This window comes from Streptomyces rubiginosohelvolus (assembly GCF_014649875.1).
In the GTDB taxonomy this organism is placed as follows: domain Bacteria; phylum Actinomycetota; class Actinomycetes; order Streptomycetales; family Streptomycetaceae; genus Streptomyces; species Streptomyces rubiginosohelvolus.
Genome location: NZ_BMTW01000019.1, coordinates 77,101 through 103,247, shown reverse-complemented (window position 1 = coordinate 103,247; position 26,147 = coordinate 77,101). Strand labels below are relative to the sequence as shown.

Here is a 26,147-nt window from a genome sequence, read left to right as displayed (position 1 = left end):
GCCATGCGTGTACTCCTCGTCGGCGCAGGTGGCGTGGGCACGGCGATCACCAGGATCGCCGCCCGCCGCTCCTTCTTCGACCACATGGTCGTCACCGACTACGACCTCTCCCGGGCCGAGGCGGCGGTGGCCGCGCTCGGCGAGGACGGGGCACGGTTCTCCGCGCTGCGCGTCGACGCCTCGGACCGGGCGGCGGTCACCGCCCTGATCGCCGAGCAGCGGTGCGACATCCTCGTGAACGCCACCGACCCCCGGTTCGTGATGCCGTTGTTCGACGCGGCGCTGGCCGCCGGGGTCGACTATCTGGACATGGCCATGTCCCTGTCCTCCCCGCATCCGGAGCGTCCGTACGAGGAGTGCGGGGTCAAGCTCGGCGACGGGCAGTTCGAGCGTGCCGAGGCGTGGGAGGAGGCGGGGCGGCTGGCGCTCGTCGGGGTGGGTGTCGAACCGGGGCTCTCCGATGTCTTCGCCCGGTACGCGGCGGAGGAACTGTTCGACGAGATCGAGGAGATCGGTGTCCGGGACGGTGCGAATCTGACCGTCGAGGGCTATGACTTCGCCCCGTCGTTCTCGATCTGGACCACCATCGAGGAGTGCCTCAACCCGCCGGTGATCTGGGAGGAGGACCGCGGCTGGTTCACCACGGCGCCGTTCAGCGAGCCGGAGGTGTTCGACTTCCCCGAGGGCATCGGTCCGGTGGAGTGCGTCAACGTCGAGCACGAGGAGGTCCTGCTGATCCCGCGCTGGGTGAAGTCGCGGCGCGTCACGTTCAAGTACGGGCTGGGTGAGGAGTTCATCGAGACCCTCAAGACGCTTCACCGGCTGGGCCTCGACCGCACGGACAAGGTGACCGTGCCCGGCGGCGCCGTGTCGCCCCGTGACGTGGTCGCGGCCTGTCTGCCCGACCCGGCCTCCCTGGGCGAGCTGATGCGGGGCAAGACCTGTGCCGGTACCTGGGTGAAGGGTACGAAGGACGGCGCGCCCCGCGAGGTGTACCTCTACCACGTGGTCGACAATCAGTGGTCGATGCGCGAGTACGGCTCCCAGGCCGTGGTCTGGCAGACGGCGATCAACCCGGTGATCGCCCTGGAGCTGTTGGCGGGCGGTGTCTGGAGCGGCACGGGGGTGCTCGGCGCCGAGGCTCTGGACCCGCGTCCGTTCCTCGATCTGCTGGTCGAGTACGGGTCGCCGTGGGGTCTGCGCGAGCAGTGAACGCGGTCCCGTCCGCGGTCTCCTCCACGGACCGTCCTCGAGCCGTCCTCGGGCCGTCGGAAAAAGTCGAAAAGTTTTCGGGCGGCGGTGTCGAGAACCCGGATCCGGCTCCGTCCCCGTAGTGAGAGCGGCCAGAATGGGCCGCCCGGCACCGAGGAGAGACGTCATGGCCAAGTACCTGCTGCTCAAGCACTACCGCGGCGCCCCGGCGGCGGTCAACGACGTACCGATGGACCGGTGGACGCCCGAGGAGATCTCGGCGCACATGCAGTACATGCAGGACTTCGCGGACCGGCTGGAGAAGTCCGGGGAGTTCGTCGACGGTCAGGCACTCGCCCCCGAGGGGTCCTGGGTCCGGTACGACGGTGAGGGCCGGCCGCCGGTCACCGACGGGCCGTTCGCCGAGACCAAGGATCTGATCGCCGGGTGGATGATCATCGACGTGGACGGTCACGACCGGGCCGTCGAGCTGGCCGGGGAGCTGTCCGCCGCTCCCGGGGCCGGTGGGAAGCCGATCCACGAGTGGCTGGAGGTGCGGCCCTTCCTGACCGCGCCGCCCACCGTCACGGAGTGAGTGACGTCCCGATGGACGAAGTCCTTCTGCGGAGTCTCACCCCGGGCGTGCTCGCCGTCCTCGTCCGCCGCGGAGCAGACTTCGCGGCGGCCGAGGACGCCGTGCAGGACGCCCTGGTCGAGGCGGTCCGCGTATGGCCGAGTGAGGCGCCGCGGGATCCGAAGGGCTGGCTGGTCACCGTGGCCTGGCGGCGGTTCCTCGACGCGACCCGGGCGGATGCCTCCCGGCGGCGGCGCGAGGACCGTCTCGACGAGGAGCCCGCGCCGGGCCCCGCGCCGACGGTGGACGACACGCTCCAGCTCTACTTCCTGTGCGCCCACCCGTCGCTGACGCCTTCGTCGGCGGTCGCGCTCACGCTGCGCGCCGTCGGCGGGCTCACGACCCGGCAGATCGCCCGGGCCTATCTGGTGCCCGAGGCGACCATGGCGCAGCGGATCAGCCGGGCGAAGCGCACCGTCTCCGGGGTGAGGTTCGACCGGCCCGGCGATGTCTCCACCGTGCTGCGCGTGCTGTATCTGGTCTTCAACGAGGGCTATTCCGGGGATGTGGACCTCGCCGCGGAGGCGATCCGGCTCACCCGGCAGCTCGCGGCCGCGATCGACCACCCGGAGGTGGCGGGGCTGCTCGCCCTCATGCTGCTCCACCACGCCCGGCGCGCCTCCCGGACCGCGCCCGACGGGAGCCTGGTGCCGCTCGCCGAGCAGGACCGGGGGCGGTGGGACACCGGGATGATCGCCGAGGGCGTGGGAATCCTGCAGGCGGCTCTCGCCCGGGACCGGCTGGGCGAGTTCCAGGCCCAGGCCGCCGTCGCGGCGCTCCACGCGGACGCCCCGACCGCCGAGGAGACCGACTGGGTGCAGATCGTCGAGTGGTACGACGAGCTGGCGGGCCTCACCGACAGCCCGGTCGTCCGGCTCAACCGGGCGGTAGCCGTCGGCGAGGCCGACGGTCCGCGCGCCGGGCTGGCCGAACTCGCCGCGCTGAGCGACGCGTTGCCCCGCCACACGGCGGTCGCGGCGTACCTGCACGAGCGTGACGGCGACCTGCCGACGGCAGCGCGGCTGTACGCGGAGGCCGCCCACAAGGCCCCCACACTCGCGGAGCGCGACCATCTGACGCGCCAGGCCGCGCGGCTCAACGCCGACCTCCGGTGAGCGAACGTCAGGCGGTGCCGCCGGGACCGTGATCCGGGTCAGGGTGCCCAGGGGGTACGAAACAGGCGGTCACGGTCTTGCCGTCCCGCTGGGGGTGCTGTTCCCAGCTGTCGGACAGCGCCTCGACGATGGCGAGGCCCCGGCCGCCGGTCGCGTCGAGGCCCCGGTCGACCGCGGCGGGGAGCACCGGGCTGGAGTCGTGAACGCTGACATGCAGGCAGGTGCTGTCCCAGGTCAGGACGAGCTGGGCATCGCTGTGCGCGTGTTTGTGTGCGTTGGTGATGAGCTCGGACACGGCCAGGAGCACCGAGTCCACCAGATCGGGAGCGCTCCGCGTCCACGCCAGTGAGTCGAGATGTCCCCGCGCCCAGTGACGTCCCGCCCGTACCCCCTGGGACATGGGGAAGGACTGCGCCCAGCCCACCGCCCTCATCTCGGAATCGGCCATGACCTTGCCTCTCCTTCGTCGGTCAGGGAAGTGAGGTCGTCATTCGCCGCCCTCCGTCCGGTCTCCTACCCGCCCACGCGGATATGACGTCTGCCCGGCCGGTACTGGGGGGCAGTCACCCTCGTGGTGACATTTAGGTAAGCCTCACCTAATATTCGACTGTCGTCTTCGGGTCCCCACACGCCAAGAAGCCGGTATCCCCCCTTCTTTCGTTCGCCCCCGGGCACGGCTCCGTTCCGACGCGCCGTACCCCTCCCCCGAAGGAGACATGCAGCGCATGTCCATGCCTCGCCGCGGCCGCCTGGCCGCTCTCGCCGCCCTGACCGTCATCTCCGTGGGTGCCGGCGCCCTCGCCGTTCCCGCCTCCGCCGCCCCGGGCGTCCACGCCGCCGCGCGGGCCGAGGCCCCCGGTACGACGTCGGCGGCCGCCCCGATCCTGGTGAGCGGGCGGTCCTCCTGGGGCTTCAAGGAGTCCTGGGTCCGTTACGTCGCGATGTTCAGCGGCTCGGTGACCGCGGGCGGCGGCGCGACCGCGGACGCCGCCGGGAAGGTCGACTACCCCGTCAAGCACGGCTCGGTCGACCCGGCGAAGAGCTCGGCCGACGTGCGCTTCGGCGGCTCGGTGACGTACGCGATACCCAGCCACGGGATCACCGCGATCACCCTCGCCAACCCGCGTGTCGTCCTCAAGAACGGTCAGGGCACGCTCCACATGGACGTGACGACCGATCTCGTCGCCGGTGAGGACCCGGTCACCACAGCCGGCGTGCCGTTCGCCACGCTCACGGCGGCCGCCGGCGCCCTCGACGGCGGCACCCTCGACTGGTCGGGCATCACGGCCTCGCTCACGGGCGAGGGCGCGGCGATCTTCTCCTTCCAGGGCCGTCCCATGTATCCGGCCGGCACGGCGCTGGACCCGCTCGCGATCAGCGGCGGCGTCAGCGTCCCCACGCTGACGGTCAGCCAGGTCACCGGACTGGGCGCGGAGACCCAGGTCACCGTCAGCGGCAAGGGCTACCAGCCCGGGCGCGGGGTGTACCTGGCGCAGTCCATCGCCATGCCCGACACCACGTACCCCAGCGTCTTCGGCAACGCGGTGTACGTCCGTCAGGTCGGCGCGGACGGCACTTTCAGCGTCACGGCGAAGCTCACCGAGACGTTCACCCCCTCCGGAGCCCCCGCCGTCGACTGCCGGACCACCGCCTGCTTCGTCACGAGCTTCAACTCGCACGACAGCGCCGACCCCACCTGGATGCCGTCCCGCGCCCAGGACGTGGCCCAGCCGCTGACGTTCGGCGTCGAGGTCCCGGCCGCCACCGTCACCCAGCAGCCCGTCTCCCGTAAGGTGCGCTCGGGCGCCACCGCCGGCTTCACCGCCGCCGCGGACGGATGGGACTCGGTCCGCTGGGAGCGCAGCTCCGACAAGGGCGCGACCTGGAACACCGTGCCCGGGGCCACCGCCACCACCCTGTCGGTGAAGGCGAGCGCCGCGCTCAACGCCCACCGCTACCGCGCCGTCTTCGTCAACGCGTCCGGTGAGACCGCCACGTCGGCCGCGATGCTCACGGTGTCCGCCGTGCCCGCCCGGATCGTCTCCTTCAACGCCTCCCCCGAGCCGGTCGGCAAGGGCAGCAAGCTGAAGGTCGTCGGTACGCTCCAGACCGTCGGCGCCACGGACGACGTCTGGCGTCCGCTGGCCAAGACGTCCGTGGTCGTCGAGTTCCGGGCGAAGGGCGCCAAGACCTGGAGCCGGGCCACGTCGGTCACCACGGACAAGAACGGTGTGGCCACGGCGTCGGTCACCGCCGTCAAGGACGGCACCTGGCGGGCCCGTTACGCGGGAACCGCCGACCGGGCCGCGGCCGTGAGCTCCTCGGACAACGTGGACGTCAAGCTGCGCACGGCGGTGTCCGGCTTCAACGCCTCGCCGGAGCCGGTCCGCAAGGGCCGCACCATCACGGTCAAGGGCACCCTCCGCAGCCTGGACGGCGCCTGGAAGAACACCTCCGGCCAGTCGGTCAGCATCCTGTTCAAGGCCGACGGTTCCAGCAAGTGGAGCAAGCTGGCGACCGTGAAGACCAACAGCAAGGGCGTCTTCTCGAAGGGGTTCACCGCGAAGAAGGACGGCACGTGGAAGGCGCAGTTCACGGCCACCTCGTCCCGTCTGGGCACGACCAGTTCCGGTGACCGCGTCGACGTGCGCTGAACCGCGCGCGGGCCGTGGCCGGCGGGAACGCTTCCCGTCGGCCACGGCCCGCGTCTGTCACCCGGCGGTGCCGCTGCCTCAGTCGAGCGGCGGGTGGGCGTTGCGGAGCAGTTCCTGGAACTGTCCGGAGAACCAGTGCCCGGCGACCGGGGAGTCGGGCAGGGCGCCGGTCAGGTTGTACCCGTTGCGACCGTTGCCGGTGTACGTCGGGTCGCACATCCGGTCGAAGCCCTTGCCCTCGTCGTTGTCGATGGGTTCGCTGCTGCCGTCGGACTCACCCGGGGGCTTGGCCCAGACGTACGCGTCGATCCCCGGCTCGGGTGCGGCCGTGGGTCGCTCGCCGATGCCCGCGCCGCTCTGGTTGCACCAGTTGCCTGCGTGGATGCGGCGGTCGGCCCGGCCGCCGTCGACGTAGGCGTCGGCGCTGGTCCGCGGCCCGGGGCCGGTGGGCCGGGCGGAGCCGCCCCAACCGTTGCGGGCGGTGTCGATGAGCATGCCGAGGTCGGAGGCGAAGCCCTGGCGGACCAGTTCGGTGCGCAGGGCCTGGGCGAACGAGAGCTCGTCGACGTAGTAGTTCCAGTCGATCCAGCGCGACTGGCGCACCGTGGTGCCGTTCACGGAGTCGGTCACCGCGAAGTGCGGTTCTTCGAGCGCCGAGTAGTTGGCGGTGTTCACGATGAAGCCGTGCACATCGGCCGCGGTGGCGCCCTCCATCGTCGCGGCCTTCTTGAACTGCTGGGCGGCGGGGACGAAGTTGGAGTCCCAGCCGAGCCAGCCGTGGTGGGCCGCGTCGACGTAGTTGTAGACGTTGGGGATGGCTCCGAGCGTGTGCAGGGCGTACCCGACGCCCTTCTCGTAGTTGCCGTTGGCCTTCATCGTGGCGCACTCGGGCGTCGAACCGGCCGTGCCGCCGGCGTTGGTGACGAGGTTGGGCAGCGAGTCCGGTTCGATGAGCGTGACGACGCGCAGGGAGGCGTAGGCGGGGTCGTCGAGGATGTCGGCGATGGGGTCGATGTAGTCGCTCTTGTAGCGGTCGAGTTCGGTGGGGCCGAGTTCGCCGTTGGAGGCGAGCGCGGCGCAGTCCCGGCCGGGCAGGTTGTAGATGACGACCTGGAAGAGGTCGGCTCCCTGGCTCACGGCCGTGTCGAGGTGCGCTCGTAAGCCTCGTGCGCCGGGTGTGCCGTCGATCGCGGCGATGCGGTCCATCCAGACGAACGACGGCTCGTCGGCGATGGCGGACCCGCCGGGTTCCGCGGCGGCCTTGGCGGACCAGTCGGGGTTCACGTACGCGGTGGCGCCGGCATAGGGGTTGTCGACGCGGGCCGCGGCCGACGCCTGTCCGGGGACGGCGACGGCGAGCGATGCGCCCATGATCAGGGCGGACAGCGCTGCGGCGGTCCTTCGGCGGGAGGCCTGCGGGATGGTGGTGTGACGGGGTGCGTGCGGGGTGGTGGTGCCTTTGCTTCTCATTGCGGCTCCGTGCTCCTCTCGTACGTCCGTCGCGGGTGCCGACGGACGGTTCGGGGGTCCGTGACGCTCAGGAGGTGAGGGGTTCGGGTGGGGGAAACGCTGCGTGGGAGCGCTCCCAAAGTGGCGTGGCATCCACTGACTGTCAAGCCGTGCGGCTCGATTACCTTGTGCAGTACGACAGTTGGCGTGATTGGAGCGCTCCCATCGGTAGGAGAGCCGGCAGTTCACGGCCGAAGATGCCGTGACGATGGTCTAGTCCAAGCCGCGCTGGTCCCTCTATCCTCGCCCGTAGCCGGTGACACACCATCCCCCCACCCAGGTTGCCTGCCGGCGCGTGCCCCCACTCAACTCCGTACGAGCAGCCGGGTGACTCCCCCCATTCGCCGCCTCCAGGAGGCCACGGTGAAATTTCGCACCAGAAGCTCGGCGATCATCGGAACGCTCTTCCTCGTCACGTCCCTGGCGTTGGCCACGGCGTCGGCGGACGAGCCCGCCGACGCCCCCGTTCAGCAGGTGAGCGCCTCCCTGACCGAAGTGGCCAGGGCCCAGGGCCCGTCGGCCGGGGCGGCCGGACCCGGTGACACACTGTGGATCGCCGAACGAGCGGGCACCGTGAGGGTTTTGGACGATTCAGGGCTCGGCGAGCCCGTCCTCGACATCTCCGACGAGACCACCACCGACGGCGAACGGGGCCTGCTGGGCGTCGCGTTCGACAAGACGTTCGCGCACTTCTACATCTCGTACACCGATCTCGAAGGTACGAGCACGATCGACGAGTTCGCGGTGGAGGGCGGCCAACTCCAGCCGGAGACACGGCGCACGGTCCTCACCCAGACGCAGCCGTACGCGAACCACAACGGCGGGGACATCAAGTTCGGCCCCGACGGCTATCTGTACATCGCCTTCGGTGACGGCGGTTCGGGCGGCGACCCGCACGGCAACGGGCAGAAGCTCGACACCCTGCTCGGCAAGCTGCTGCGGATCGACCCGAGCGGCGGCGAGCCGTACGCGATCCCGGCGGACAACCCGTTCGTGGGCGACGCGAACGCGAAGGACGAGATCTGGGCGTACGGGCTGCGCAATCCCTGGCGGTTCTCCTTCGACGCGGGCACCGGCGACCTGCTGATCGGCGATGTCGGCCAGAGCGACTGGGAGGAGATCGACTGGGCCCCGGCGGACAGCGAGGGCGGCGAGAACTACGGCTGGGCCTCCATGGAGGGTACGCATCCCTTCCGGGGCGGCACGGAGCCCGCGAACCATGTCCCGCCGGTGTACGAGTACGACCGTACGGGCCTCGGCTGCTCGGTGACCGGCGGATTCGTCTACCGCGGCGACGCGCTCCCGGACCTCGAAGGGAGCTATGTGTTCAGCGACTACTGCGACGGCACGCTGCGCACGCTCCAGATCGAGAACGGCGAGGTGACCGGTGTGAGCGACCTCGGCGTCAGCGGCGGCGAGGTCATCTCGTTCGTGGAGGGCGGTGACGGCGAGCTGTACGTGCTCGGCAGCAACGGCGTCGTCTCCCGCGTCGATCCCGCGTGAACGGCTGACCCGCGCGGGACAGTGACCGCGTGGGCCGGGGCCCCGCCGATCATGGTGATCGGCGGGGCCCCTTCTCGTCCGAGCCTTCTCCGCGCCTCTCCGTGGCTTCTCCGCGCTGGTGGCCGCGGCGGGCGTCCCGGTCGAAGATGCCCAGCAGCTCGCACGGACCGCCCTCGGCGCCGATCGCATGCGGGAGCATCGTGGGGAACTCCGCCGCCTGGTTCGTCTCGATCCGCAGGCGCCGGTTGCCCAGGAGCAGGATCGCGGTGCCGGACAGGACGACGAGCCATTCCCGGCCCGGATGCGCGCGCAGACGCGAGGGGTTGTCGGGCGGCGGCTCGGTCATGCGCTGGCGGATGACCGTCATGCCGGGCTCCGCCTTGATGGGCCACCGCATCTGACCGTGGGCTCCGTCGATCATCGGGTTGGAGACGATGTCGTCGGACGCGGTCTCGACCAGCTGGTCGAGCGAGGTGTCCAGAGCGCGGGCGAGCGTGACGAGCTGGTCCAGAGCCAGTCGGCGCCGGCCGTTCTCGATGCGGCTGAGCGTGGACTGGCTGACCTTCGCCCGAGCGGCCAGTTCCTCCAGGGACCAGCCCTGGGCCACGCGCAGGGCACGGATCCGTTTGCGTACCAGGCTGTCCAGCTCACCATCTTCTTGCGTCATAGGCATGAGCGTATGCCATTCATGCAAGCTGTGCTTAGCGTCGTCCGTGGTCGGCCCCGGCAGATGTGGGCTCGCGCGGAAGAGGAATCCATGAGTACGAACCAGCCCGGTCCGGTGGGCGTCGATCCGGACGACGTCCCGGGCGAGCCCGGCGAGGGCGTGCCCGGCAAGGGCGTGCCCGACGCGCGTCAGCGGCGGACGATCCTGATCACCGTGTGCATCGCGCTGATGGCCGTGATCGCCTCGGTCTCGGGGCTCAATGTCGCCCAGCCCGACCTCGCCGTCGCCTTCGGCGCCTCGCAGAGCACGATCCTGTGGATCATCAACATCTACACCCTCGGCCTGGCCGCCCTGCTGTTGCCGCTCGGTGCGGTCGGCGACCGGCTGGGCCGCAAGCCCGTGCTGGTGGCCGGTCTCGTCGTCTTCGGCCTGGCCGGTGCGGTGGCGGGTCTCGCACCGTCGGCCGAGGTCATGCTCGTCGCCCGGCTGTTCAGCGGGGTGGGCGCGGCCATGATCATGCCGATCACCCTCGCCGTGATCACCTCGACGTTCCCCGAGGAGGAGCGGGGCCGGGCGATCGGGGTGTGGACCGGGGTCGCGGGAGGCGGCGGGGTTCTGGGCATGTTCCTCTCCGCGGCGCTGGTCGACGTGGCGAGCTGGCGGTGGCTGTTCGTGTTGCCGCTGGTCCTGGGCGCCGTCGCTCTGGTGATGACGCTGCGGTCCGTTCCCGATTCCCGCGAGAGGTCCGGGCACGGGTTCGACGTCGGTGGCGCGCTGACCTCCGTCGTGGCGGTGGTCGGGCTCATCTTCGTGCTGCAGGAAGGGCCGGAGCGCGGCTGGACCGCTCCGGTGACGCTGCTCTCCCTTGTCGTCGGGGTGGTCGCCGCCGTCGGTTTCGTGGCCTGGGAGCTGCGCCGCGGGGAGGGAGCGCTCCTGGACGTCCGGCTGTTCGGTGAGCGCGCACTGGCCGGGGGTTCGGTCACCCTGCTGGTGGTCTTCGGGGTGCAGGCGGGCATCTTCGTGGTGCTCTTCCCGTTCCTCCAGGCAGTGCTCGGCTGGTCGGGGCTGCTGTCCACGCTGGCTCTCATGCCCATGGCCGTTCTGATGATGCTGGCCTCGGGTCTCGCGCCGCAGCTCGCCGGGCGCATCGGCGCCCGCGCGACCATGGCCACGGGGATCCTGCTGGCGGGCGCGGGGCTCGCGCTGATGGCCGGGATCGTCTCGGTCGACGGCGGCTATCTGTCCGTCCTTCCCGGCATGCTGGCGATGGGGCTCGGTATGGGCCTGGCGATGACGCCCTCCACCGAAGCCATCACCGCTGCGCTGCCGCGTGAGCGGCAGGGGGTCGCGTCCGCGCTGAACGACGTGACCCGGGAGTTCGGCACCGCGCTCGGTGTCGCCCTCCTCGGCGCGCTGCTGTCCGCCGGCTATCGCGGCGCCATCGACGACCGGCTCGCCGGGGTCCCCGACGGCCCGGCGGAGATGGCGCGCGGAGGGGTCGCCAACGCCGTCGAGGCGGCGAACGGCGCGGGCCCCTACGCCCAGGAGCTGATCCGCGCCGGACGGGAGTCGTTCGTCGACGGCTGGCAGAACGCCATGTGGGCGGGGGTCGCCGTGATGGCCGCTCTGTTCCTCTACGTCCTGGTCCGGGGGCCGCGGCCTTCCGCGCGGCCTACGGAGAGCGGTGACCGGTCCGCCGGACCTTCACCCGCGCCGGCACGGTCACGGGCGGACGCCTGAATTTCGTACGGCAGGGGCTCCGGGCCTGGGCTTCCAGCGGACCGATGCGCCGAGGTGGTCCAAGAACCGGATGCACTTCGATGTCTCGGCCCCCGACCCGGCCGCCGAACAGCGGCGGGTCGAGGCGCTCGGCGGGCGCAGCCTGGAGGGGTACGACGACGGGCTCCGGCGCGCACGGCACGCGCCGGAGCCCGTCGTGGGCCCCGCGTCGCGGTGGGAAGGTGGCCGGCACGTACGGTACGGCAGGTGAACGAACCGCTCGAAGCCGTGACCGGACACCCTGCGGGCGAACCCGTCCCGGTCCTGACGACCCGCGTGTTCCTGGCGCTCGCCCCGCCCGACGACGCGAAGGAAGAGCTGGAGCAGGTGTTGCGTCCGGCCTATGCGGCCTACCCGCGCATGCGGTGGAACCGCATCGAGGACTGGCACATCACCCTGGCGTTCCTCGGGGAGCTTCCCGTCACCGCCGTTCCGCCCCTGATGCCTCCGCTGGCCGGGCTCGCGGCCCGGCAACGGCCCTTGCGGCTGGCGCTGTACGGCGGCGGACACTTCGACGAGCGGGTGTTGTGGACCGGGGTCACGGGGGACCTCGACGAGCTGCACCGCCTCGCCGTCGACGTACGCACCCTCGTCAGGGAGTGCGGCGTCTCCTTCCCCGAGCGGCCGCTCCGGCCGCATCTGACGCTGGCCCGGTCCCGCCGGGGCGATCAGGCGGACACGGTGGAGGCCGCGGCCTCACTCGCCGCGTTCGCCGGACGGGGCTGGGAGGCCGGGCGCCTGCATCTGGTCGGCAGCAACATCGGCCGCGGCCCCGGGCCGATCCACTACCGCGACATCGAGGCCTGGGACTTCCCCCACGGGGCCGCCGGTGCTCCCGAGGTCTCCGGCGGCTGAGCCCGGCCCCTCCCCCTGCGACGCGGTCACATGGTGTCGTGCCGCATGGGCCGGGCGTGCGTCAGCAGAAACTCGGTCGCCCGCGCGATGGCCTCGGCGGACGTGCCGTGGACGGCCTCCGACTCGTCCTCCTGCAAATCGGCGCCCGTGGCGGTGTACCACCAGGCGTCGGCGCCCGGATCGTGGTGAATCACGGCGTCGCCACCCGCGTAGTGGAGCGGAATGGACTCGCTGGCGGACTTCTTCGGCACCGCGTGGGGCCACTTGAGGCGGGCCGACTGGCGCTTGATGCCGCCCCAGGCCGCGCCGAGCTGCGCGTAACTGGATCCACCACGTCCGGCGACGGTGGCCGCGCTCTCGGCCAGCCGGTCGACGGAGCGCTTGGCTTCGTAGAGCGACCGCAGCATTGCCAGCTGCACGTCGGGCGCGGCCATGAGTGCTGCGTCGAAGGGCTTTCCGGCGGTGCGGTAGGCGAGCGAGCGCGTCGAGATCCGTTCGGCCAGTGACCGTACGGCTGCGAGCAGTTGCTCGTCCATGGCGAACGTGTCGTCGTCACCGGGCTCGTTCCAGGCGGGGTCCACGGGGGTCAGGACCGTGGCCCAGAAGTTCTCGTCGCTCTGATCAGGGGTCGGGATCGCCTTCACATCATCCATGCGACAACCATAACTGCCACATGCCGCATCGACAGCTTTATTTGTCATTACTTCATTGAGACAGCACCCTGTGTCACCCTGAGTCGTAACTGTACCTTTCGAAAGGTACAGTTACGAAGCACGGGGCGGCTCTCACAGTGAGGTTCAGGGAAATGATCATCAGCAAGAGGCGGCGCTGGCTGCTCCTGGCAGTCGTGAGCGCAGGGCTCCTGCTGATCACGCTGGACAACTCCATCCTGTACGCGGCCCTGCCGACACTGGTGGAGGATCTCGGCGCGAGCAGTTCCGAGGGCCTCTGGATCATCAACGCCTATCCGGTCGTGATGGCCGGTCTGCTGCTGGGCAGCGGCACGCTCGGTGACCGCGTGGGGCACCGACGGATGTTCGTGATCGGCCTGGCGGTCTTCGGTGCGGCGTCGCTCGTCGCGGCGTTCTCCACCACTCCGGAGGCTCTGATCGCCGCTCGCGCCTTCCTCGCCGTCGGGGCGGCCGCGATGATGCCTGCCACGCTCGCGCTGATCCGGGTCACGTTCGACGACGAACGCGAACGCAACATGGCCATCGCGGTCTGGGGGACCATGGCGGTCGTGGGCAGCGCCCTCGGCCCGATCATCAGCGGGATCCTGTTGCAGCACTTCTGGTGGGGCTCGGTCTTCATCATCAACGTCCCCGTGGTCGTCGCCGCGACCGTCGCCACCCTGGTCCTCGCCCCGCCGAACGACCCGGACCCCTCCAAGCAGTGGGATCTCCCCTCTTCGCTGCTGGCGCTCGTCGCCCTGGTCGGCCTCGTCCTGGCGATCAAGGAGACCGCGAAGGCCGATCCCGCTCCCGTGGTCATCGCGGCTGCCGTCCTCGCGACGACGGCCGGCGGATGGGCCTTCGCCCGTCGTCAGCGGCGGCTGACCTACCCTCTGCTGGACTTCGCGATCTTCCGCAACCGCGCCTTCCTGGCGGGGGTACTGGCCGCCGGGTTCGCCCTGTTCGCCATCTCCGGCATTCAGCTCGTCACCACCCAGCGCTTCCAGCTCGTGGAGGGCTTCACTCCGCTGCGGGCCGGGTTCCTCGTCGCGGCAGTCGCCCTCGGCGCCTTCCCCACCGCGATGCTCGGGGGTGCGGTCCTCCACAAGGTCGGCCTGCTGCCCCTCATCACCGGAGGTCTGGCCCTGGGGGCCGTCGGTACCGTGCTGGTCCTGATGAACTTCTCCACCAGCATGGGGCTGCTCGTCACCGGGCTGATCATCACCGGCAGCGGCCTCGGCGCGGCCATGTCCGTCGCCTCCAGCGCGATCATGGGCAGTGTCCCGGCCCGGAGGGCGGGCATGGCATCGTCCGTCGAGGAGGTCTCGTACGAATTCGGCGGCCTGATCGCGGTCGCCCTCCTCGGCAGCCTGCTGACCGCTGTGTACTCCGCGACGATCGACCTCCCGGCCGGGGTGTCCGACCAGGCGCGCGACAGCCTCGACAGCGCGCTCGCACTGGCGGGAGAAGGAGTGGGAGCCCATACGGCTCTCATCAGGGCGGCGTCCGAGGCGTTCGACGGCGCCTACCTCGCCGTGATGGCCGTGGTGGCCGCCGCCCTCACGGTCGGCGCCCTCGTGACCGGCGTCCTTCTGCGTCGGCACGGCCCCGGCTCGGCGCTTTCCGGCCCCGCACACCACTGACCCACCCCCATCGGAGCGAACCATGCGAACCAGCAAGCGAAGCCAGATCCTCGAAGCCGCCACCCGGGTCGTACAGCGGGAGGGCGTCAAGAGCGTCACCTTCGACTCCGTCGCCGCGGAGGCCGGGCTGACGAAGGGCGGGCTCCTCTACCACTTCGCCTCGCGCGACGATCTCGTCCTCGCGATCCACCAGCACCTGGCCGACCGATGGGAAGCCGATCTGGTCGCGGCCGCGGGGAAGCCCGCGACCGAGGCGAGCAGGGACGAACGGCTGGCCGCCTACACCCAGGTCGCCATCCAGAGCGCCACCCGCGCGGAACTCCTGCTCATGCTCGAAGGCTCGACGGACGCGGCGCACTCGGCCGTCTGGGAGGCCGTGACCGAGCGGTGGGCGCCGCCCCCGGCGTCGGCAGGCGACGACCCGGCCGCGCTCGACCGGTTCATCGTCCGTCTCGCCGCCGACGGCCTGTGGCTGTACGACTCCCTGACCTCGCAGCAGCTCACCTCCGAGATGCGGCGGGCCGTCGCCGAACGGATCGCCGACGCACTGACCCAGGACGGCGGCACCGAGGACAAGGGCTGAGAAACGGCGGGCCCGGCTCAGTCGGCGTCGACCGCTTCCCCCAGCGCACCCGTGAGCCGACCCAGGATCTCCTGCAGCCCGAGGACTTCCTCCAGCGACAGTCCGGTGGCGGCGAGCACACCACGTGGGACGGACAGGGCGCGCTCGCGCAGCTCCGCACCCTCGTCGGTCAGGTCTATCACGACGGAGCGCTCGTCCTCGCGGCTTCGTTCACGCCGGACAAGACCGGCGCTCTCCAGTCGCTTCAGCAGCGGCGACAGGGTCCCCGAGTCCAGGTGGAGGCGCTCCCCGATGGCCTTGACCGACTGCGGGCCCTGTTCCCAGAGGACCAGCATGACCAGGTACTGCGAGTAGGTGAGGCCGAGATCCTTCAGCGCCCGCCGATAGTAGCCGCCGAACGCCCGCGAGGCGGCGTGCAGGGAGAAGCACACCTGGTGGTCGAGTCGCAGCAGCTCCGCGTCGGGGACGGCGGAGAGGTCGGGCGAGGCGCTCGGAGCAGTGGTCATGGGACCAGCGTACCGCCGCGCACGCCATTGAGTTGTGCACAACTTAGTTGTGTGCAATCTTTATACCCGTAGCCGCGACCAGCCGGGTCGGGGCTCCAGAGGAGGGTCATCCCATGGACGCGTTGTACACCGCCGCCGCCACCGCCAACGGCCGTGAGGGCCGTGCCGTCAGCTCGGACGGCCAGCTCGACCTGCCGCTGGCCATGCCCCCGGCCCTCGGTGGCAACGGCAAGGGCACCAACCCCGAGCAGCTCTTCGCCGCCGGCTATGCGGCCTGTTTCGCCAGTGCCATGGCCGCGGTCGGCCGCGAGATGAAGCTCGACACCCAGGACGCCTCCGTGACAGCCGAGGTCTCCATCGGCAAGGACGGCGACGGCTTCGGGCTCGCGGTCGTCATGCGCGTGGAGCTCCCGGACTCGCTCGCGGGCGAGACGGGCCAGAAGCTGGTCGAGGCCACCCACGCCTACTGCCCGTACTCGAAGGCCACCCGGGGCAACATCGACGTCGAGCTGGTCATCGAGTAGCCGACCGCGCGGACGCCCTGACCTGGGCCAAACGAAAGGCCCCAGGGGTGGCAGGCCGGGCCACGGCCCCGAGCGAGCCGTGGCCCGGCCTCTCACCCCTTCAAGCGGGCCAGCACCGCACCCACCGCGCGGTGCACGGCCTCGCGCGCCCCGTCGGCCGGGTCGAGCGTCTCGAAGCCGTGCCGCCCCTCCGGTACGTCGATGATCTCCAGGTCCGTCCCGCAGCGGGCGGCCTCGGCCACGAACTCCTCGACGGCCGCGGCGATCTCGGCGCTCTCCCGGCCCGCCCGGACCAGGACGACGGGAAGATCACCGGCGCGGGAGAGCGCCCGGACGGGGTGGAAGCGGGAGCCGGTCAGCCCCCAGCCCGGCAGCGGCGCGAGGATCGGGTAGTTCGCGGCCACACAGCGCAGCCACCCCGGCGGGTCCGCCAGCCACTCCGCCGTGATCGGGCCCCCGCCCGAGAAGAACCACAGGGCGACCCGGTCCGCGTCCACCCGCGGATCGGCGCGCACCCGCTCCACCGCTTCGGCCACATCCGCGGCGGCCTGCTCGTAGTCGGTCACGGCGCGCAGACGGTGGTCGAGCGTCACGCCCACGACCCCCTGTCCGGCGACATGGCGTGCGTATCCCGTCAGGGTCGGCCAGTCCCGGGGCGTGGGCCTCGCCTCGGCGGGCACCGGGCCGCCGTGCACGAACACCACGGCCGGGTGCGGCCCCGGACCGTCCGGCAGATACAGGTCGGTGTTCCCGGTCCGCTCGCGTGGCCGTTCGGGTACGTCGAGGAGGAACGGCCGCAGATGGGCGGGGGTACGGTCGGCGTCGGCCGGAGTCAGCAGATGTCCCCCGCCTGACGCGGCCTCGGTCAGGGTCCCGGCCAGCGCGTCGGGACACGAGAGCATCGGCCAGTGACCCGTGGGCAGTTCGAAGAAGGTCACCCGGGCTTCGGCGAGCGCCCGGAGGGCGGGGGTGCCGACGTCCACCATCATCTGGAGCATCTCGACGCCCGGACCGTTTCTGGTGCACAGCACGCCCGTCGCGGGCACCTCGGCCACGGCGCCGGACAGCCGCAGCGGTTGGAGCAGTGTGCCCAGCGGCTGCGGCGCCGCGAGGGCGGTGAGGCCGTCGAGCGCCGCCTCGGAGAGGCCCTCGGTGCTTCCCCAGCGGGACCACGCGTCCCTGGCCGGCGGCGGGAGTTCACCTCCCGCCGCCTCGTCCCCGCTGCCTGCGGCGCGTTCCGCCACCTCCTCGCGCAGGAGCTGGTCGGGCACGGCCGCCAGCGCCGGGACGCCGTCCTGCGGCATCCCCGAGTCCAGGTACACGATCCGGGCGATCGACCGGGCCCGGCGGTCGGCCGCGCCGAGCACCGGGTGGATGCCGTAGTCGTGGCCGACGAGCACGATCTCCCCACCGGGCTCCGCCACCGCGTCGGTCACCGAGTCGATCACCGCGAGCACGTCCGCGATGTGGGTCTCCAGGTCGACGGCCCCGCCCCCGTGGGCGGGGAGCCTGCCGAGTCCGGTGAGCGCCACGGTGTGGACCTCGGCGCCTTCCGCCGTCAGTCGCGCGGCGGTGTCCCGCCACACGTGCGGTCCGGTGAACGCCCCGGCCACCAGGATGAATACGGTCATGGTCCCTCCTCGTCACACTGACTCCCGCACACCGGCCCCGAAGCTCCCGGCCGCGCTCGCCGGTACCGTAGGAACTCCCCCTGGTGGAGGTTCAAGTGTTCTCGTCGCACGACGGTCTGTGCACCATCGGTGAACTGGCCGAGCACCTGGGCGTCAGCGTCAAGACCGTCCGCTTCTACTCGGACCGCGGGCTGCTGCCGGAGGCGTCCCGCAGCGCCGGCGGACACCGCAGATACGGTCCGGACGCCGTGGAGCGGCTGGGCCTGATCCGCTCGCTGCGCGGCCTGGATCTGTCGGTTCCCGAAGTGCGCCGCATCCTCGACGAACAGGACGCACAGGACGGACGGGAGGGGGCCGGGGCGGGTGGCGCGCTGGAGGACGCCGTGGCCGGCCGGCTGAGGGGCCTGGGGTCCGAGCTCGCCGCACTGCGCTGGCGGGAGGCCGCACTGAGGCTCGTACAGGAGTGCCCTCCGGCCGAACGGCCCGACCGGCTACGGCTGGTCGGGGCGGTCGCCGCCCCGCCGAGCACCACCTCGCTGGCCCGGTTCTGGCGTTCGTGGCTGCCGCCCCGCATGCCCGCCCGATCCGTCACCGCGTTCCTGGAGGCCGCGGTTCCGCCCCCGCCCGACGACCCGCTGCCGGCCCAGGTCCTCGCCTTCGCCCGGCTGCACGCCTTCGTGACCCGGCCGTGCGGCGGCGGGGCGGGGGCCGGCTCCTGTCAGCCCCGGGCGCACGGCGTCACGGAAGCCCGTGCGTCGGCCGTGCTGTACGCGGGCCTGGCCGAGGCGTACGACCTGGCGGGCGCGGAACTTCGCCGTGGCGCGGAGCCCTCTCCCGGTGAGGCGCTGGACGGATTCGTGGACGCGTACGCGAGCACGTACAGCGCCCGGGACACACCCGCGTTCCGCCGCGTACTGGCCGGCCGGCTCGCGGACGATCCGCGTATCGACCGGTACTGGGAGCTGACCGCCGAGGTGATCAGCGCTCCCGGCGGTCCTCCCGAGCCGACCCCGGGGACCGCGCACGACTGGCTTCTCGCGGCCTTGGAGGCGCAGTTGGGGGTGGCGGCCGACCACGGCGGTGCGCGGCGCGGGACCGTTGGTGGGGCGCCGGTTTCCGTCGCCCCCGCGTAGCCGCCCCGCCCTCGGCGGGTGGTCCGCCCGGCCCGCCCTCAGCCTGCCGCGTGCGGGCCGAAACGTTCGGGGGCGAGGGTCGCCAGCAGTGAGGTGACCACGAGATCGGTCGAGGCGGCCATGTCCACGGATTCCGGCGCCAGAAGCCACTGGACCTGCAGTCCGTCCATGACCGCGATGATGGCGTTGGCCGCGTTGTCGGCCGACTCCGCGCGGTCGGCGGGCAGTTCGCAGGCCTCGCGCAGGGCGTCGGCGACGAAGGCGCGCAGCCCGTCGTAGCGGTCGCGGAAGTAGTCCTGGGCGGGGTGGTCGTCGGTGACGGACTCCGCCGAGAGCACCGCGTACAGCCGGACGATGCCCTCGCGCTCCGCGTTGCGCAGTGCGGTGTTCACCAGGTGGCGCAGGAAGTCCAGCCCTTGGGGGCGTTCGGGGCCGAGCTGCTCGATGTCCCGCTGGTCGCGCAGTTCGAGCACGCTCGTGAGGAGCAGGGCCTTGGAGCGGAAGTAGTGCAGCACCCCTGCCTGGGTGAGGCCGACCCGGTCCGCGATCTCGGCGAGCGAGGCGTTGTTGTAGCCACGGGCGGCGAAGGTGTCCATGGCGATGGCCAGGATGTCCTGCTGCCGCTGCCGGGCTTCCGGGCTGCGCGGCTTGCGGGGGCCCGCCGGGCTGCGTGCCGCTCTGCTCACTGACTGGTTGCTCACCGGATCAGCTTAAGCCTGCCGGAGCCCTGGTGAAGATCTTCAGGACAGCGCGAGAGAACACCGGAGCCGACTACTTACTAACCACTTAGTGGGTGTGCTTTCATGCCGTTGTCCCGCCCGCTTGTGACCGGCACGCCCGGAGCGAGGCGACCGCCGCGCCATCCGTCCGCCGGGGTGCCGCCTGTCAGCAGGTACGAACCCAAGGAGAGCCGCCACCATGCCAAGCTCCACTCCCCTGCGTTTCAGAGCGCGCGCGGCCGGCGCCGCGCTCGTCGTGACCGTCGCCGCACTCGGCGTCAACGGCGCTGTCGGAACCGCCCGGGCCGCCGACCCGGTCGCCCAGGTGTGGGTCACCACACCCGACGGGTCCAAGAAGCTCACCCCGGAGGGGAACGTCCCCTTCACCGGCTCCCCGCAGGCGATCGACATCCGGATCGACGCGAACAGCAAGGGGCAGAAGTTCACCGGCGCGGGGGCCTCGGTTACGGGGGCCTCCGCCCATCTCGTCCAAGGACTTCCCCAGGCGCAGCGCGCCTCGCTGCTGAAGTCGCTCTTCTCCGCGGAGGGCGACGGCATCGGGCTCAACTACCTGCGCCAGCCCCTCGGCAGCACCGACTTCGACGCGAACACCAACCCGTACACGTACGAGGACACCCGGGGCGCGTTCTCCATCGACCGGGACCGGAGCCAGATCATCCCGGTCCTGAAGCAGGCCACCGCCGTCAACCCGGCCATCCGCTTCATGGGATCGCCCTGGTCGCCCCCGGCCTGGATGAAGACCAACAACTCGCTCAACGGCGGGAGTCTGCGCACCGAGCACTACCAGGCCTACGCCGACTACCTGGTCAAGGCGATCAGGGCGTACGGGCAGGAGGGCATCACGCTCACCGATCTCACGGCGCAGAACGAGCCGGAGTTCGCGACCAGTTACCCGTCGATGAGCATGACCTCGGCCCAGCAGGCGGACTTCCTGCGGGTCCTGGACCGGACGCTCACCGCCGCGAACCTGCCGACCAACATCCTGGCCTACGACCACAACTGGGACCACCCGAACTACCCGCTGGACGTCTTCGCCCGGACGGGCGGCATCCAGCGGATCATCGGCGCCGCGTTCCACTGCTACGGCGGGGCGCCCGCCGCGCAGAAGCAGATCGCCGACGCCGGAAAGCGGGTCTTCTTCACGGAGTGCTCCGGCACCGACAGCGCGAACCCGGCGACGACGTTCGGCGACACGCTCAAGTGGCACACCGAGAACCTCGTCGTGCAGAACATGCGTAACGGCGGCGAGACGGTGATCAACTGGAACCTCGCCCTCGACCGGAACGGCGGCCCCCACCAGGGACACTGCACCAACCGCTGCAACGGCATCGTCGAGATCGACGGCGGCCAGGTCACCCGCAACGCCGAGTTCTATGTCCTCGGCCATGTCTCGAAGTTCATCAAGGCGGGGGCGGTGCGGATCGGCTCCACCAGCCAGGGCGCGGGCGGAGTGCAGAACGTCGCCTTCCAGAACGGCGACGGCAGCCGGGCGGCCGTGGTCGTCAACACCGCGTCCGGATCGCAGCGGTTCTCCCTGACCGACGACGGCAGGTCGCTCGCCTACACCCTGCCCGCGGGTGCCGTCGCGACCTTCACCTGGGACGGGAGCGGCGGGACGACCGAGCCGCCCGTGGGATCCATCGACCCCGCCGCCTGGTACCAGGTGCGCAACGCCAACAGCGGTGCCTGCCTCGACGCGGCCGACTGGGGTACGGCCAATGGCACCGCGCTGCAGCAGTGGGCCTGCGGGACCGGGGCCAATCAGGGCTGGCAGTTCCGGCCGACCGACTCCGGTCACTACCAGGTGGTGAACCGGCACAACGCGAAGGCCTGGGACGTCGACGGCGGTCCGGGGGCGACCGCCGACGGCACCAGGGTGCATCTGTGGTCGTACGAGGGTGGTGTCAACCAGCAGTGGCGTCCGGAGGCGCTGGCCGGCGCCGGGCAGTACCGCTTCGTCGCCCGCCACAGCGGCAAGTGCCTCGCCGTCGACAACTCCTCGACGGCCAACGGGGCCAGGCTCTCGCAGCAGCCCTGCTCCGGTTCGTCGGCCCAGGTGTTCTCCCTGACCCGCTGACGCGGGCGACCGGGATCGCGGCGGCTCTCCGGGCAGGGGGAGCCGCCGCGGCGCGCGTCCGCCGGCGCGGAGCGTGGTGACGCGCGGGCGGGCCGGGCGCGTGCGCCGGGCGGACGGATTCGGGCGCGTCGCACCCTGCCCCTGCCCGGCGCGCCCTCATATGCTTCGCCTTCCCGCCTGTTCGCCCGCTTCAGGAGGTCCCGTGCCGGCCCGCGCCATGTACTGCTACACGTGTGATTCCGATGAACAGCACCGCTCCCTCACCGCCACCGAGAAGACCTGGCTCCGCGGCCGGACGGGCCGCCGGAGCGTCGACGAGTTCTTCATGTGCGAGGCGCCGGAGTGCCGCAATGTGCGCAGCGGCTTCAACAAGCACCCGTTCGACCCGGTGATCCGCGTCCCCCTGCCGGACTGAAGCCGGATCAGGTCTCTTCGACCGCCTCCTTGATGCGCTGCCCGAACGCGGGTGCGTCCTTGCGGGCCGCGCTTCCCGCGAAACCGACCAGCAGTTTGCCGAATCCGTGGCCCTCCAGGACGTTGAAGAGCCTCACGTGTGTGCCGCCGTCCGGTGTGGCTTCGAGGTCGTAGCCGCCCTCGGCCGCCGTGATGAGGTTCTTGGACTGTTCCTGCCAGCGGATACGGGTCGGAGCGACCAGTTCACTGATCTCGAAATCACGCCGGGTGGTCATGCCCGCGTCTTTGACGGTGCTGTGGAAAACGGTGCCGACGTGGGTCGGGCCGTTCGGTGACTTCTCGATGCGCTGGACCCGTGGGCTGAACTCGGGGTCGTGCCGGCCGTCCGCGAGATAGGCGAAGACTTCCTCGATGGGGCGGTCGATGTCGACCGTCGCTTCGAACTGTGTGCTCATGGCTCTCTCCGGTCTGGGCGCCGAATCCGTTGTCCGCCATCAGTGTCGGACGGGCCTGCCGGGAGCGCACGCCGAGGAGCCCGGCATCCGGCGGCCTCCGCTTCCGCACACGCGACAATCCCCGGGCCGTCATTGCGGTCCGGGCATTATGGCGCGTATATTGGATTGTTCTGCGCACATGCAGAAAGGCCCCGCTCGGGGGCCTTATGGATACGAATATATCTGGCGGGGAGCCGTTTTGTCAAACCGGGAAAGCGACGAATTGCGGGAAGAGCAGGAATTCATCGATCGCCTCCATGCCCGGGTCGACGCACTGCGCGGGGTGGCGGCCGAGGGTGTCGAGCACGCGTTGACGCCGGTCGGCACGGGCCAGCAGGCGCGGCTGGAGCGGGACATCCTCGTCGCGGAGCGCTCGGGGCTGCTCGCGGCGCTCAACGCGGTGGACGGGTCTCTGTGTTTCGGCCGCATCGACCGCTCCGACGGGCTCGCGCACCATATCGGCCGGATCGGGATCCGTGAGGACGACGCCGACCACACGCCTGTTCTGATCGACTGGCGTGCGCCGGTGGCGCGTCCCTTCTACCTGGCCACGGGGCACACTCCGATGGGTCTGCGCCGGCGTCGCCACATCACCACCGAGGGCCGCACGGTCACCGAGCTCCATGACGAGATCCTCGATCTCGGGGACGACGACCGCACCGGTTTCGAGGACCCGAACGGCGACGCCGTGCTGCTCGCGGCGCTCAATTCCGCGCGCACCGGACGCATGGGCGACATCGTGCGGACCATCCAGGCCGAGCAGGACGGCATCATCCGGGCCCCGCACCGCGGTGTCCTCGTCGTCGAGGGCGGCCCCGGCACGGGAAAGACGGCCGTCGCGCTGCACCGGGCGGCGTTCCTGCTGTACGAGCACCGCGAACTGCTGGCCAAGCGCGCCGTGCTCATCGTGGGCCCCAACCCGGCGTTCCTGCGCTACATCGCGGAGGTGCTGCCGTCGCTCGGCGAGACCGGGGTGCTGCTCGCCACGCAGGCCGAGCTGTTCCCCGGGGTGCACGCCACCGGTACGGACACTCCGCGCGCCGCCGCCGTCAAGGGCGGGGAGGCGATGGCCGAGGTCCTCGCCCTGGCCGTACGCGACCGGCAGCGGCTGCCGGAGCCCGGGGCGGCGATGGTGATCCCGCACGAGGACGGCGGGGATCTGGTCCTGGACTGGGAGATCGCCTACGAGGCACGGCAGGCGGCCCGCGACACCCGGCTGCCGCACAATATCGCCCGTCCGCACTTCGTCTTCCGCGTCATCGACGCGCTCACCGCGCAGCTCGTCGAACGCATCGGCGCGGACCCGTATGGCGGGCCCAATTTCCTCGGTCCCGACGACGTGGCCCAGCTCGGCCGGGATGTCGCGCTGAGCAAGGAGGTGCACGCGGCCGTGGACGAGCTGTGGCCGCCGCTCACCCCCGAAGGCTTCCTCGCCGACTATCTGGCCGACCCCGTGTACGTACCGGACGAGGACGCGGAAGCGATCCGGCGCGGGCCCGCCGCCGGGGCGTGGACCCCCGCCGACGTACCGCTGCTCGACGAGGCCGCCGAGCTGCTCGGCGTCGACGACAGCGCGGAACGGGCCGCCGCGGAAGCCGCCCGGCAGGAGCGGGTCGGCTACGCGCAGGGCGTGCTGGAGCTGTCGCGCGGTTCGGAGAGTTACGAGTTCGAGGACGAGGAGTCCGAGGTGCTCGCCGCGCACGACATCATCGACGCCGAGCGGATGGCGGAGCGGCACGAGGAGGCCGACCACCGCACGGCGGCCGAGCGGGCCGCCGCCGACCGTACGTGGGCGTTCGGGCACATCATCGTCGACGAGGCGCAGGAGCTGTCGCCGATGGCGTGGCGGCTGCTGATGCGGCGGGCGCCGACCCGCTCGATGACGCTCGTCGGCGACCCGGCCCAGACCTCCGAGGAGGCGGGCGTCGGGTCCTGGGAGCGGATCCTCTCCCCGTACGTGGGCGACCGCTTCGAGCACGTGACGCTGGAGGTCAACTACCGTACGCCCGCCGAGATCATGGAGCTGGCCGCCGGGGTGCTCAGGGAGAAGGACCCTTCGTTCACCGCGCCCGTTTCGGTGCGGTCGACCGGTGAGAAGCCGTGGGCGCGCGACGCCGGGGAGGATCTGGCGGGCGCGGTCGCCGAGGCCGTCGCGGAGCTGACGCCCCAGGAGGGGCGCCTCGCGGTGATCGCGCCGCGTACGCTCCACGAGGAGATCGCCGCCCCGCTGGACGGCGTGACGGCGGGTGAGGCCCCGGACCTGACGCGGACGGTGGTGCTGCTGGATCCGCGCCAGGCCAAGGGGCTGGAGTTCGACCATGTGCTGGTCGTGGAGCCCGGCCTGTTCGGCACGAGCGATCTGTATGTGGCGCTCACCCGTGCCACCCAGCGCCTCGGCATCGTTCACCGGGAAGGGCTGCCGTCGGCGCTGCGCTGACGGGCCGGGCGGCCCGCCGGCCGGTGCCGGGCGTAGGCGGGCCGCGGGAGTGGCCGGAACAGGCTTGCCGAACCCATAGGGTGACGCCATGTCTTCGCCATTGAGTTCGAGAAAGACCGCGGCCGCTCTCCGCACGTCGGCACGGGTCTCCGCAGAGCTGCTGCTGGTCCTCGTGGCGGCGGCGGTCGCGTTGTGGGTGCTGGGCCGGATGTGGTCGGTCGTGTGGCCGCTGATAGTCGGTCTGTTCCTCACCACGCTGACCTGGCCGCTCGCCCGCTTCCTGCGCCGGCACGGCTGGTGGCCGGCGCTGGCCGCGTCGGTGGTGACGGTGTTCGCCCTGCTCGTGGGGGCGGGCATCGTGGCCCTGATCGCGGTGCCGGTCGCGGACCAGTCCGGGGAGCTGGCCGACCGGGTGGTCGCGGGCATCGACAAGCTCCGCGAGTGGGCGGCCGGTCCGCCGCTGAACATCGGCGACGACCAGATCACCGGTGCCCTCGACAGTGCGACCGACCGGCTCCAGGACAGTGTCGGCAGTGTGGTCACCACCGCCGTCACCGGGGTGAGCACCGTGGTCAACGGGGTGGTCACGGCGGTTCTGGCGCTCTTCCTGATGTTCTTCTTCCTCAAGGACGGCCCGCGCTTCCTCCCCTGGCTCACCCGTCAGCTCCCCGGCCGGTTCGCCACCGACATCCCCGAGGTGGCCTCGCGCAGTTGGGCGACCCTGGGGGCATTCGTCCGGTCCCAGGCGTTCGTCGGTCTGCTGGACGCGGTCTTCATCGGCCTCGGTCTGTGGATCCTCGGGGTGCCGTTGGTGCTGCCGCTGGCGGTGCTGACGTTCGTCTGCGCGTTCGTGCCGATCGTGGGTGCGCTGTTCGCCGGATTCGTGGCGGTGGTCATCGCCCTGGTCTCGAACGGCCTGATGGACGCCCTGCTCGTACTGGCGATCATCATCGTGGTGCAGCAGCTGGAGGGCAACGTGTTCCAGCCCATGATCCAGAGCCGGGGTCTCGGCCTGCACGCGGCGGTCGTGCTGCTCGCGGTGACGCTGGGCGGGAGCCTGGCCGGGGTGGTGGGCAGCCTGCTCGCCGTGCCGGTGGCGGCGGTGCTCGCGGTGATCTGGAACTACCTGCGCGAACAGCTCGTGGAGGATCCCCGGGAACCGGAGCCCGAGGAGATGCCCGAGGGTTCGCCCGCCCCGTCGTAGGACGCCTTCGCCGGCACCCTCAACGCCCGAGGTTGCGCAGCAGCGCCGCCAGCGCGCTGCGCAACTCGCGCTCCCAGTAGGGCGGGGAGTGGGTGCCCCGGTAGAAGTGCGTGGTGACCGGCACCCCGTGGGCGCGCAGACGGGCGGCCATCGCCCGGCGGACGGTACGGAGAGCGGCGGGAC

Annotated in this window: 24 protein-coding genes and 1 pseudogene; 16 read left to right on the top strand and 9 right to left on the bottom strand. The window is 71.3% G+C overall.

Going from position 1 to position 26,147, the window contains the following annotated elements; genetic code table 11:
- Positions 1 to 3: 3 nt before the first annotated feature.
- The 3 genes from IE134_RS30330 to IE134_RS30320 all read left to right on the top strand — a co-directional run bounded on the left by IE134_RS30330 (position 4) and on the right by IE134_RS30320 (position 2,940).
- Positions 4 to 1,212 (top strand): saccharopine dehydrogenase family protein, encoded by a 1,209-nt coding sequence (locus IE134_RS30330; RefSeq protein WP_189432289.1) that lies wholly within the window; start codon positions 4 to 6, stop codon positions 1,210 to 1,212.
- A 166-nt stretch (positions 1,213 to 1,378) separates the two neighbouring features.
- Positions 1,379 to 1,786, top strand: a complete 408-nt coding sequence (locus IE134_RS30325) for a YciI family protein (RefSeq protein WP_030719795.1) — start codon at positions 1,379 to 1,381, stop codon at positions 1,784 to 1,786.
- An 11-nt stretch (positions 1,787 to 1,797) separates the two neighbouring features.
- A complete protein-coding gene (locus IE134_RS30320; RefSeq protein WP_189432339.1) occupies positions 1,798 to 2,940 on the top strand; it encodes an RNA polymerase sigma factor in 1,143 nt (380 codons plus the stop codon).
- 7 nt (positions 2,941 to 2,947) lie between these two features.
- On the opposite strand, the gene IE134_RS30315 is transcribed toward IE134_RS30320, so the two are convergent.
- The gene (locus tag IE134_RS30315; protein ID WP_179887257.1) at positions 2,948 to 3,388 is read right to left on the bottom strand and encodes an ATP-binding protein; all 441 of its coding nucleotides are present in this window, start codon (positions 3,386 to 3,388) and stop codon (positions 2,948 to 2,950) included.
- Positions 3,389 to 3,665: 277 nt separating this feature from the next.
- Between IE134_RS30315 and IE134_RS30310 the strand changes: the two genes are divergently transcribed.
- Complete coding sequence (locus IE134_RS30310; RefSeq protein WP_189432287.1) at positions 3,666 to 5,594, top strand: HtaA domain-containing protein; 1,929 nt, start codon at positions 3,666 to 3,668, stop codon at positions 5,592 to 5,594.
- 81 nt (positions 5,595 to 5,675) lie between these two features.
- Here IE134_RS30310 and IE134_RS30305 read toward each other — a convergent pair.
- Positions 5,676 to 7,064, bottom strand: a pseudogene (locus IE134_RS30305) (glycoside hydrolase family 6 protein); the annotation flags it as partial.
- 402 nt (positions 7,065 to 7,466) lie between these two features.
- Between IE134_RS30305 and IE134_RS30300 the strand changes: the two are divergent.
- Positions 7,467 to 8,606: a PQQ-dependent sugar dehydrogenase gene (locus IE134_RS30300; RefSeq protein ID WP_098020124.1), complete on the top strand. Its 1,140-nt coding sequence runs from the start codon at positions 7,467 to 7,469 to the stop codon at positions 8,604 to 8,606.
- 49 nt (positions 8,607 to 8,655) lie between these two features.
- Here IE134_RS30300 and IE134_RS30295 read toward each other — a convergent pair whose 3' ends face one another.
- Entirely contained in the window at positions 8,656 to 9,273 is a 618-nt protein-coding gene (locus tag IE134_RS30295) for a helix-turn-helix domain-containing protein (RefSeq protein WP_032769294.1), read from the bottom strand.
- 90 nt (positions 9,274 to 9,363) lie between these two features.
- Here IE134_RS30295 and IE134_RS30290 point away from each other — a divergent pair, with 90 nt between their 5' ends.
- Genes IE134_RS30290 through thpR form a run of 3 tightly spaced genes read left to right on the top strand, consistent with a single transcriptional unit; the run spans position 9,364 to position 11,907 of the window.
- A complete protein-coding gene (locus IE134_RS30290) occupies positions 9,364 to 11,013 on the top strand; it encodes an MFS transporter (protein WP_373296772.1) in 1,650 nt (549 codons plus the stop codon).
- Positions 10,958 to 11,263 (top strand): VOC family protein, encoded by a 306-nt coding sequence (locus IE134_RS34490; protein ID WP_158634753.1) that lies wholly within the window; start codon positions 10,958 to 10,960, stop codon positions 11,261 to 11,263. The genes IE134_RS30290 and IE134_RS34490 overlap by 56 nt, the downstream gene beginning before the upstream one ends.
- Positions 11,260 to 11,907, top strand: a complete 648-nt coding sequence (thpR, locus tag IE134_RS30280) for an RNA 2',3'-cyclic phosphodiesterase (RefSeq protein WP_098020126.1) — start codon at positions 11,260 to 11,262, stop codon at positions 11,905 to 11,907. The genes IE134_RS34490 and thpR overlap by 4 nt, the downstream gene beginning before the upstream one ends.
- Before the next feature lie 26 nt (positions 11,908 to 11,933).
- Here thpR and IE134_RS30275 read toward each other — a convergent pair whose 3' ends face one another.
- The gene (locus tag IE134_RS30275) at positions 11,934 to 12,560 is read right to left on the bottom strand and encodes a hypothetical protein (RefSeq protein WP_030719756.1); all 627 of its coding nucleotides are present in this window, start codon (positions 12,558 to 12,560) and stop codon (positions 11,934 to 11,936) included.
- A 152-nt stretch (positions 12,561 to 12,712) separates the two neighbouring features.
- Between IE134_RS30275 and IE134_RS30270 the strand changes: the two genes are divergently transcribed.
- Together IE134_RS30270 and IE134_RS30265 are read left to right on the top strand one after the other, a co-directional pair.
- Positions 12,713 to 14,221 (top strand): MFS transporter, encoded by a 1,509-nt coding sequence (locus IE134_RS30270; RefSeq protein WP_189432283.1) that lies wholly within the window; start codon positions 12,713 to 12,715, stop codon positions 14,219 to 14,221.
- Positions 14,222 to 14,243: 22 nt separating this feature from the next.
- The gene (locus IE134_RS30265) at positions 14,244 to 14,804 is read left to right on the top strand and encodes a TetR/AcrR family transcriptional regulator (RefSeq protein ID WP_030719750.1); all 561 of its coding nucleotides are present in this window, start codon (positions 14,244 to 14,246) and stop codon (positions 14,802 to 14,804) included.
- Positions 14,805 to 14,821: 17 nt separating this feature from the next.
- Here the strand turns inward: IE134_RS30265 and IE134_RS30260 are convergent, their stop codons facing one another.
- Positions 14,822 to 15,310 carry a MarR family winged helix-turn-helix transcriptional regulator gene (locus IE134_RS30260; protein WP_030719747.1) on the bottom strand — a complete coding sequence of 163 codons (489 nt, stop codon included), beginning with the start codon at positions 15,308 to 15,310 and terminating at the stop codon, positions 14,822 to 14,824.
- A 113-nt stretch (positions 15,311 to 15,423) separates the two neighbouring features.
- On the opposite strand from IE134_RS30260, the gene IE134_RS30255 reads away from it, so the two are divergent.
- A complete protein-coding gene (locus tag IE134_RS30255; protein ID WP_098895396.1) occupies positions 15,424 to 15,834 on the top strand; it encodes an Ohr family peroxiredoxin in 411 nt (136 codons plus the stop codon).
- A 92-nt stretch (positions 15,835 to 15,926) separates the two neighbouring features.
- Here the strand turns inward: IE134_RS30255 and IE134_RS30250 are convergent, their stop codons facing one another.
- Positions 15,927 to 17,465, bottom strand: a complete 1,539-nt coding sequence (locus tag IE134_RS30250) for an alpha/beta fold hydrolase (protein ID WP_189432281.1) — start codon at positions 17,463 to 17,465, stop codon at positions 15,927 to 15,929.
- 95 nt (positions 17,466 to 17,560) lie between these two features.
- Between IE134_RS30250 and IE134_RS30245 the strand changes: the two genes are divergently transcribed.
- Complete coding sequence (locus IE134_RS30245) at positions 17,561 to 18,598, top strand: MerR family transcriptional regulator (RefSeq protein WP_189432279.1); 1,038 nt, start codon at positions 17,561 to 17,563, stop codon at positions 18,596 to 18,598.
- 38 nt (positions 18,599 to 18,636) lie between these two features.
- Here the strand turns inward: IE134_RS30245 and IE134_RS30240 are convergent, their stop codons facing one another.
- Complete coding sequence (locus IE134_RS30240; RefSeq protein WP_268248538.1) at positions 18,637 to 19,299, bottom strand: TetR/AcrR family transcriptional regulator; 663 nt, start codon at positions 19,297 to 19,299, stop codon at positions 18,637 to 18,639.
- Between the two features lie 217 nt (positions 19,300 to 19,516).
- Between IE134_RS30240 and IE134_RS30235 the strand changes: the two genes are divergently transcribed.
- Both IE134_RS30235 and IE134_RS30230 read left to right on the top strand, forming a co-directional pair.
- Complete coding sequence (locus tag IE134_RS30235) at positions 19,517 to 21,415, top strand: RICIN domain-containing protein (protein WP_098020129.1); 1,899 nt, start codon at positions 19,517 to 19,519, stop codon at positions 21,413 to 21,415.
- A 202-nt stretch (positions 21,416 to 21,617) separates the two neighbouring features.
- The gene (locus tag IE134_RS30230; protein WP_010060614.1) at positions 21,618 to 21,830 is read left to right on the top strand and encodes a hypothetical protein; all 213 of its coding nucleotides are present in this window, start codon (positions 21,618 to 21,620) and stop codon (positions 21,828 to 21,830) included.
- A gap of 7 nt (positions 21,831 to 21,837) precedes the next feature.
- Here the strand turns inward: IE134_RS30230 and IE134_RS30225 are convergent, their stop codons facing one another.
- The gene (locus IE134_RS30225; RefSeq protein ID WP_030719729.1) at positions 21,838 to 22,284 is read right to left on the bottom strand and encodes an SRPBCC family protein; all 447 of its coding nucleotides are present in this window, start codon (positions 22,282 to 22,284) and stop codon (positions 21,838 to 21,840) included.
- A 262-nt stretch (positions 22,285 to 22,546) separates the two neighbouring features.
- On the opposite strand from IE134_RS30225, the gene IE134_RS30220 reads away from it, so the two are divergent.
- Positions 22,547 to 24,760 carry a HelD family protein gene (locus IE134_RS30220; RefSeq protein WP_189432317.1) on the top strand — a complete coding sequence of 738 codons (2,214 nt, stop codon included), beginning with the start codon at positions 22,547 to 22,549 and terminating at the stop codon, positions 24,758 to 24,760.
- Positions 24,761 to 24,848: 88 nt separating this feature from the next.
- On the top strand, positions 24,849 to 25,964 hold the full coding sequence (locus tag IE134_RS30215; protein ID WP_030719725.1) for an AI-2E family transporter: 1,116 nt from the start codon (positions 24,849 to 24,851) through the stop codon (positions 25,962 to 25,964).
- 19 nt (positions 25,965 to 25,983) lie between these two features.
- On the opposite strand, the gene IE134_RS34485 is transcribed toward IE134_RS30215, so the two are convergent.
- On the bottom strand, positions 25,984 to 26,115 hold the full coding sequence (locus IE134_RS34485) for a hypothetical protein (protein WP_257136151.1): 132 nt from the start codon (positions 26,113 to 26,115) through the stop codon (positions 25,984 to 25,986).
- Positions 26,116 to 26,147 lie beyond the last annotated feature (32 nt).

What these genes read in the sequence shown, in the direction of transcription:
- IE134_RS30225 (WP_030719729.1), bottom strand. Translation starts at nt 22,284, where the DNA reads ATGAGCACACAGTTCGAAGCGACGGTCGACATCGACCGCCCCATCGAG.
- IE134_RS30235 (WP_098020129.1), top strand. Translation starts at nt 19,517, where the DNA reads ATGCCAAGCTCCACTCCCCTGCGTTTCAGAGCGCGCGCGGCCGGCGCC.
- IE134_RS30265 (WP_030719750.1), top strand. Translation starts at nt 14,244, where the DNA reads ATGCGAACCAGCAAGCGAAGCCAGATCCTCGAAGCCGCCACCCGGGTC.
- IE134_RS30315 (WP_179887257.1), bottom strand. Translation starts at nt 3,388, where the DNA reads ATGGCCGATTCCGAGATGAGGGCGGTGGGCTGGGCGCAGTCCTTCCCC.
- IE134_RS30310 (WP_189432287.1), top strand. Translation starts at nt 3,666, where the DNA reads ATGTCCATGCCTCGCCGCGGCCGCCTGGCCGCTCTCGCCGCCCTGACC.
- IE134_RS30290 (WP_373296772.1), top strand. Translation starts at nt 9,364, where the DNA reads ATGAGTACGAACCAGCCCGGTCCGGTGGGCGTCGATCCGGACGACGTC.
- IE134_RS30330 (WP_189432289.1), top strand. Translation starts at nt 4, where the DNA reads ATGCGTGTACTCCTCGTCGGCGCAGGTGGCGTGGGCACGGCGATCACC.
- IE134_RS34485 (WP_257136151.1), bottom strand. Translation starts at nt 26,115, where the DNA reads ATGGCCGCCCGTCTGCGCGCCCACGGGGTGCCGGTCACCACGCACTTC.
- IE134_RS30250 (WP_189432281.1), bottom strand. Translation starts at nt 17,465, where the DNA reads ATGACCGTATTCATCCTGGTGGCCGGGGCGTTCACCGGACCGCACGTG.
- IE134_RS30255 (WP_098895396.1), top strand. Translation starts at nt 15,424, where the DNA reads ATGGACGCGTTGTACACCGCCGCCGCCACCGCCAACGGCCGTGAGGGC.
- IE134_RS30295 (WP_032769294.1), bottom strand. Translation starts at nt 9,273, where the DNA reads ATGACGCAAGAAGATGGTGAGCTGGACAGCCTGGTACGCAAACGGATC.
- IE134_RS30325 (WP_030719795.1), top strand. Translation starts at nt 1,379, where the DNA reads ATGGCCAAGTACCTGCTGCTCAAGCACTACCGCGGCGCCCCGGCGGCG.
- IE134_RS30260 (WP_030719747.1), bottom strand. Translation starts at nt 15,310, where the DNA reads ATGACCACTGCTCCGAGCGCCTCGCCCGACCTCTCCGCCGTCCCCGAC.
- IE134_RS30215 (WP_030719725.1), top strand. Translation starts at nt 24,849, where the DNA reads ATGTCTTCGCCATTGAGTTCGAGAAAGACCGCGGCCGCTCTCCGCACG.
- IE134_RS30270 (WP_189432283.1), top strand. Translation starts at nt 12,713, where the DNA reads ATGATCATCAGCAAGAGGCGGCGCTGGCTGCTCCTGGCAGTCGTGAGC.
- IE134_RS30275 (WP_030719756.1), bottom strand. Translation starts at nt 12,560, where the DNA reads ATGGATGATGTGAAGGCGATCCCGACCCCTGATCAGAGCGACGAGAAC.
- IE134_RS30320 (WP_189432339.1), top strand. Translation starts at nt 1,798, where the DNA reads ATGGACGAAGTCCTTCTGCGGAGTCTCACCCCGGGCGTGCTCGCCGTC.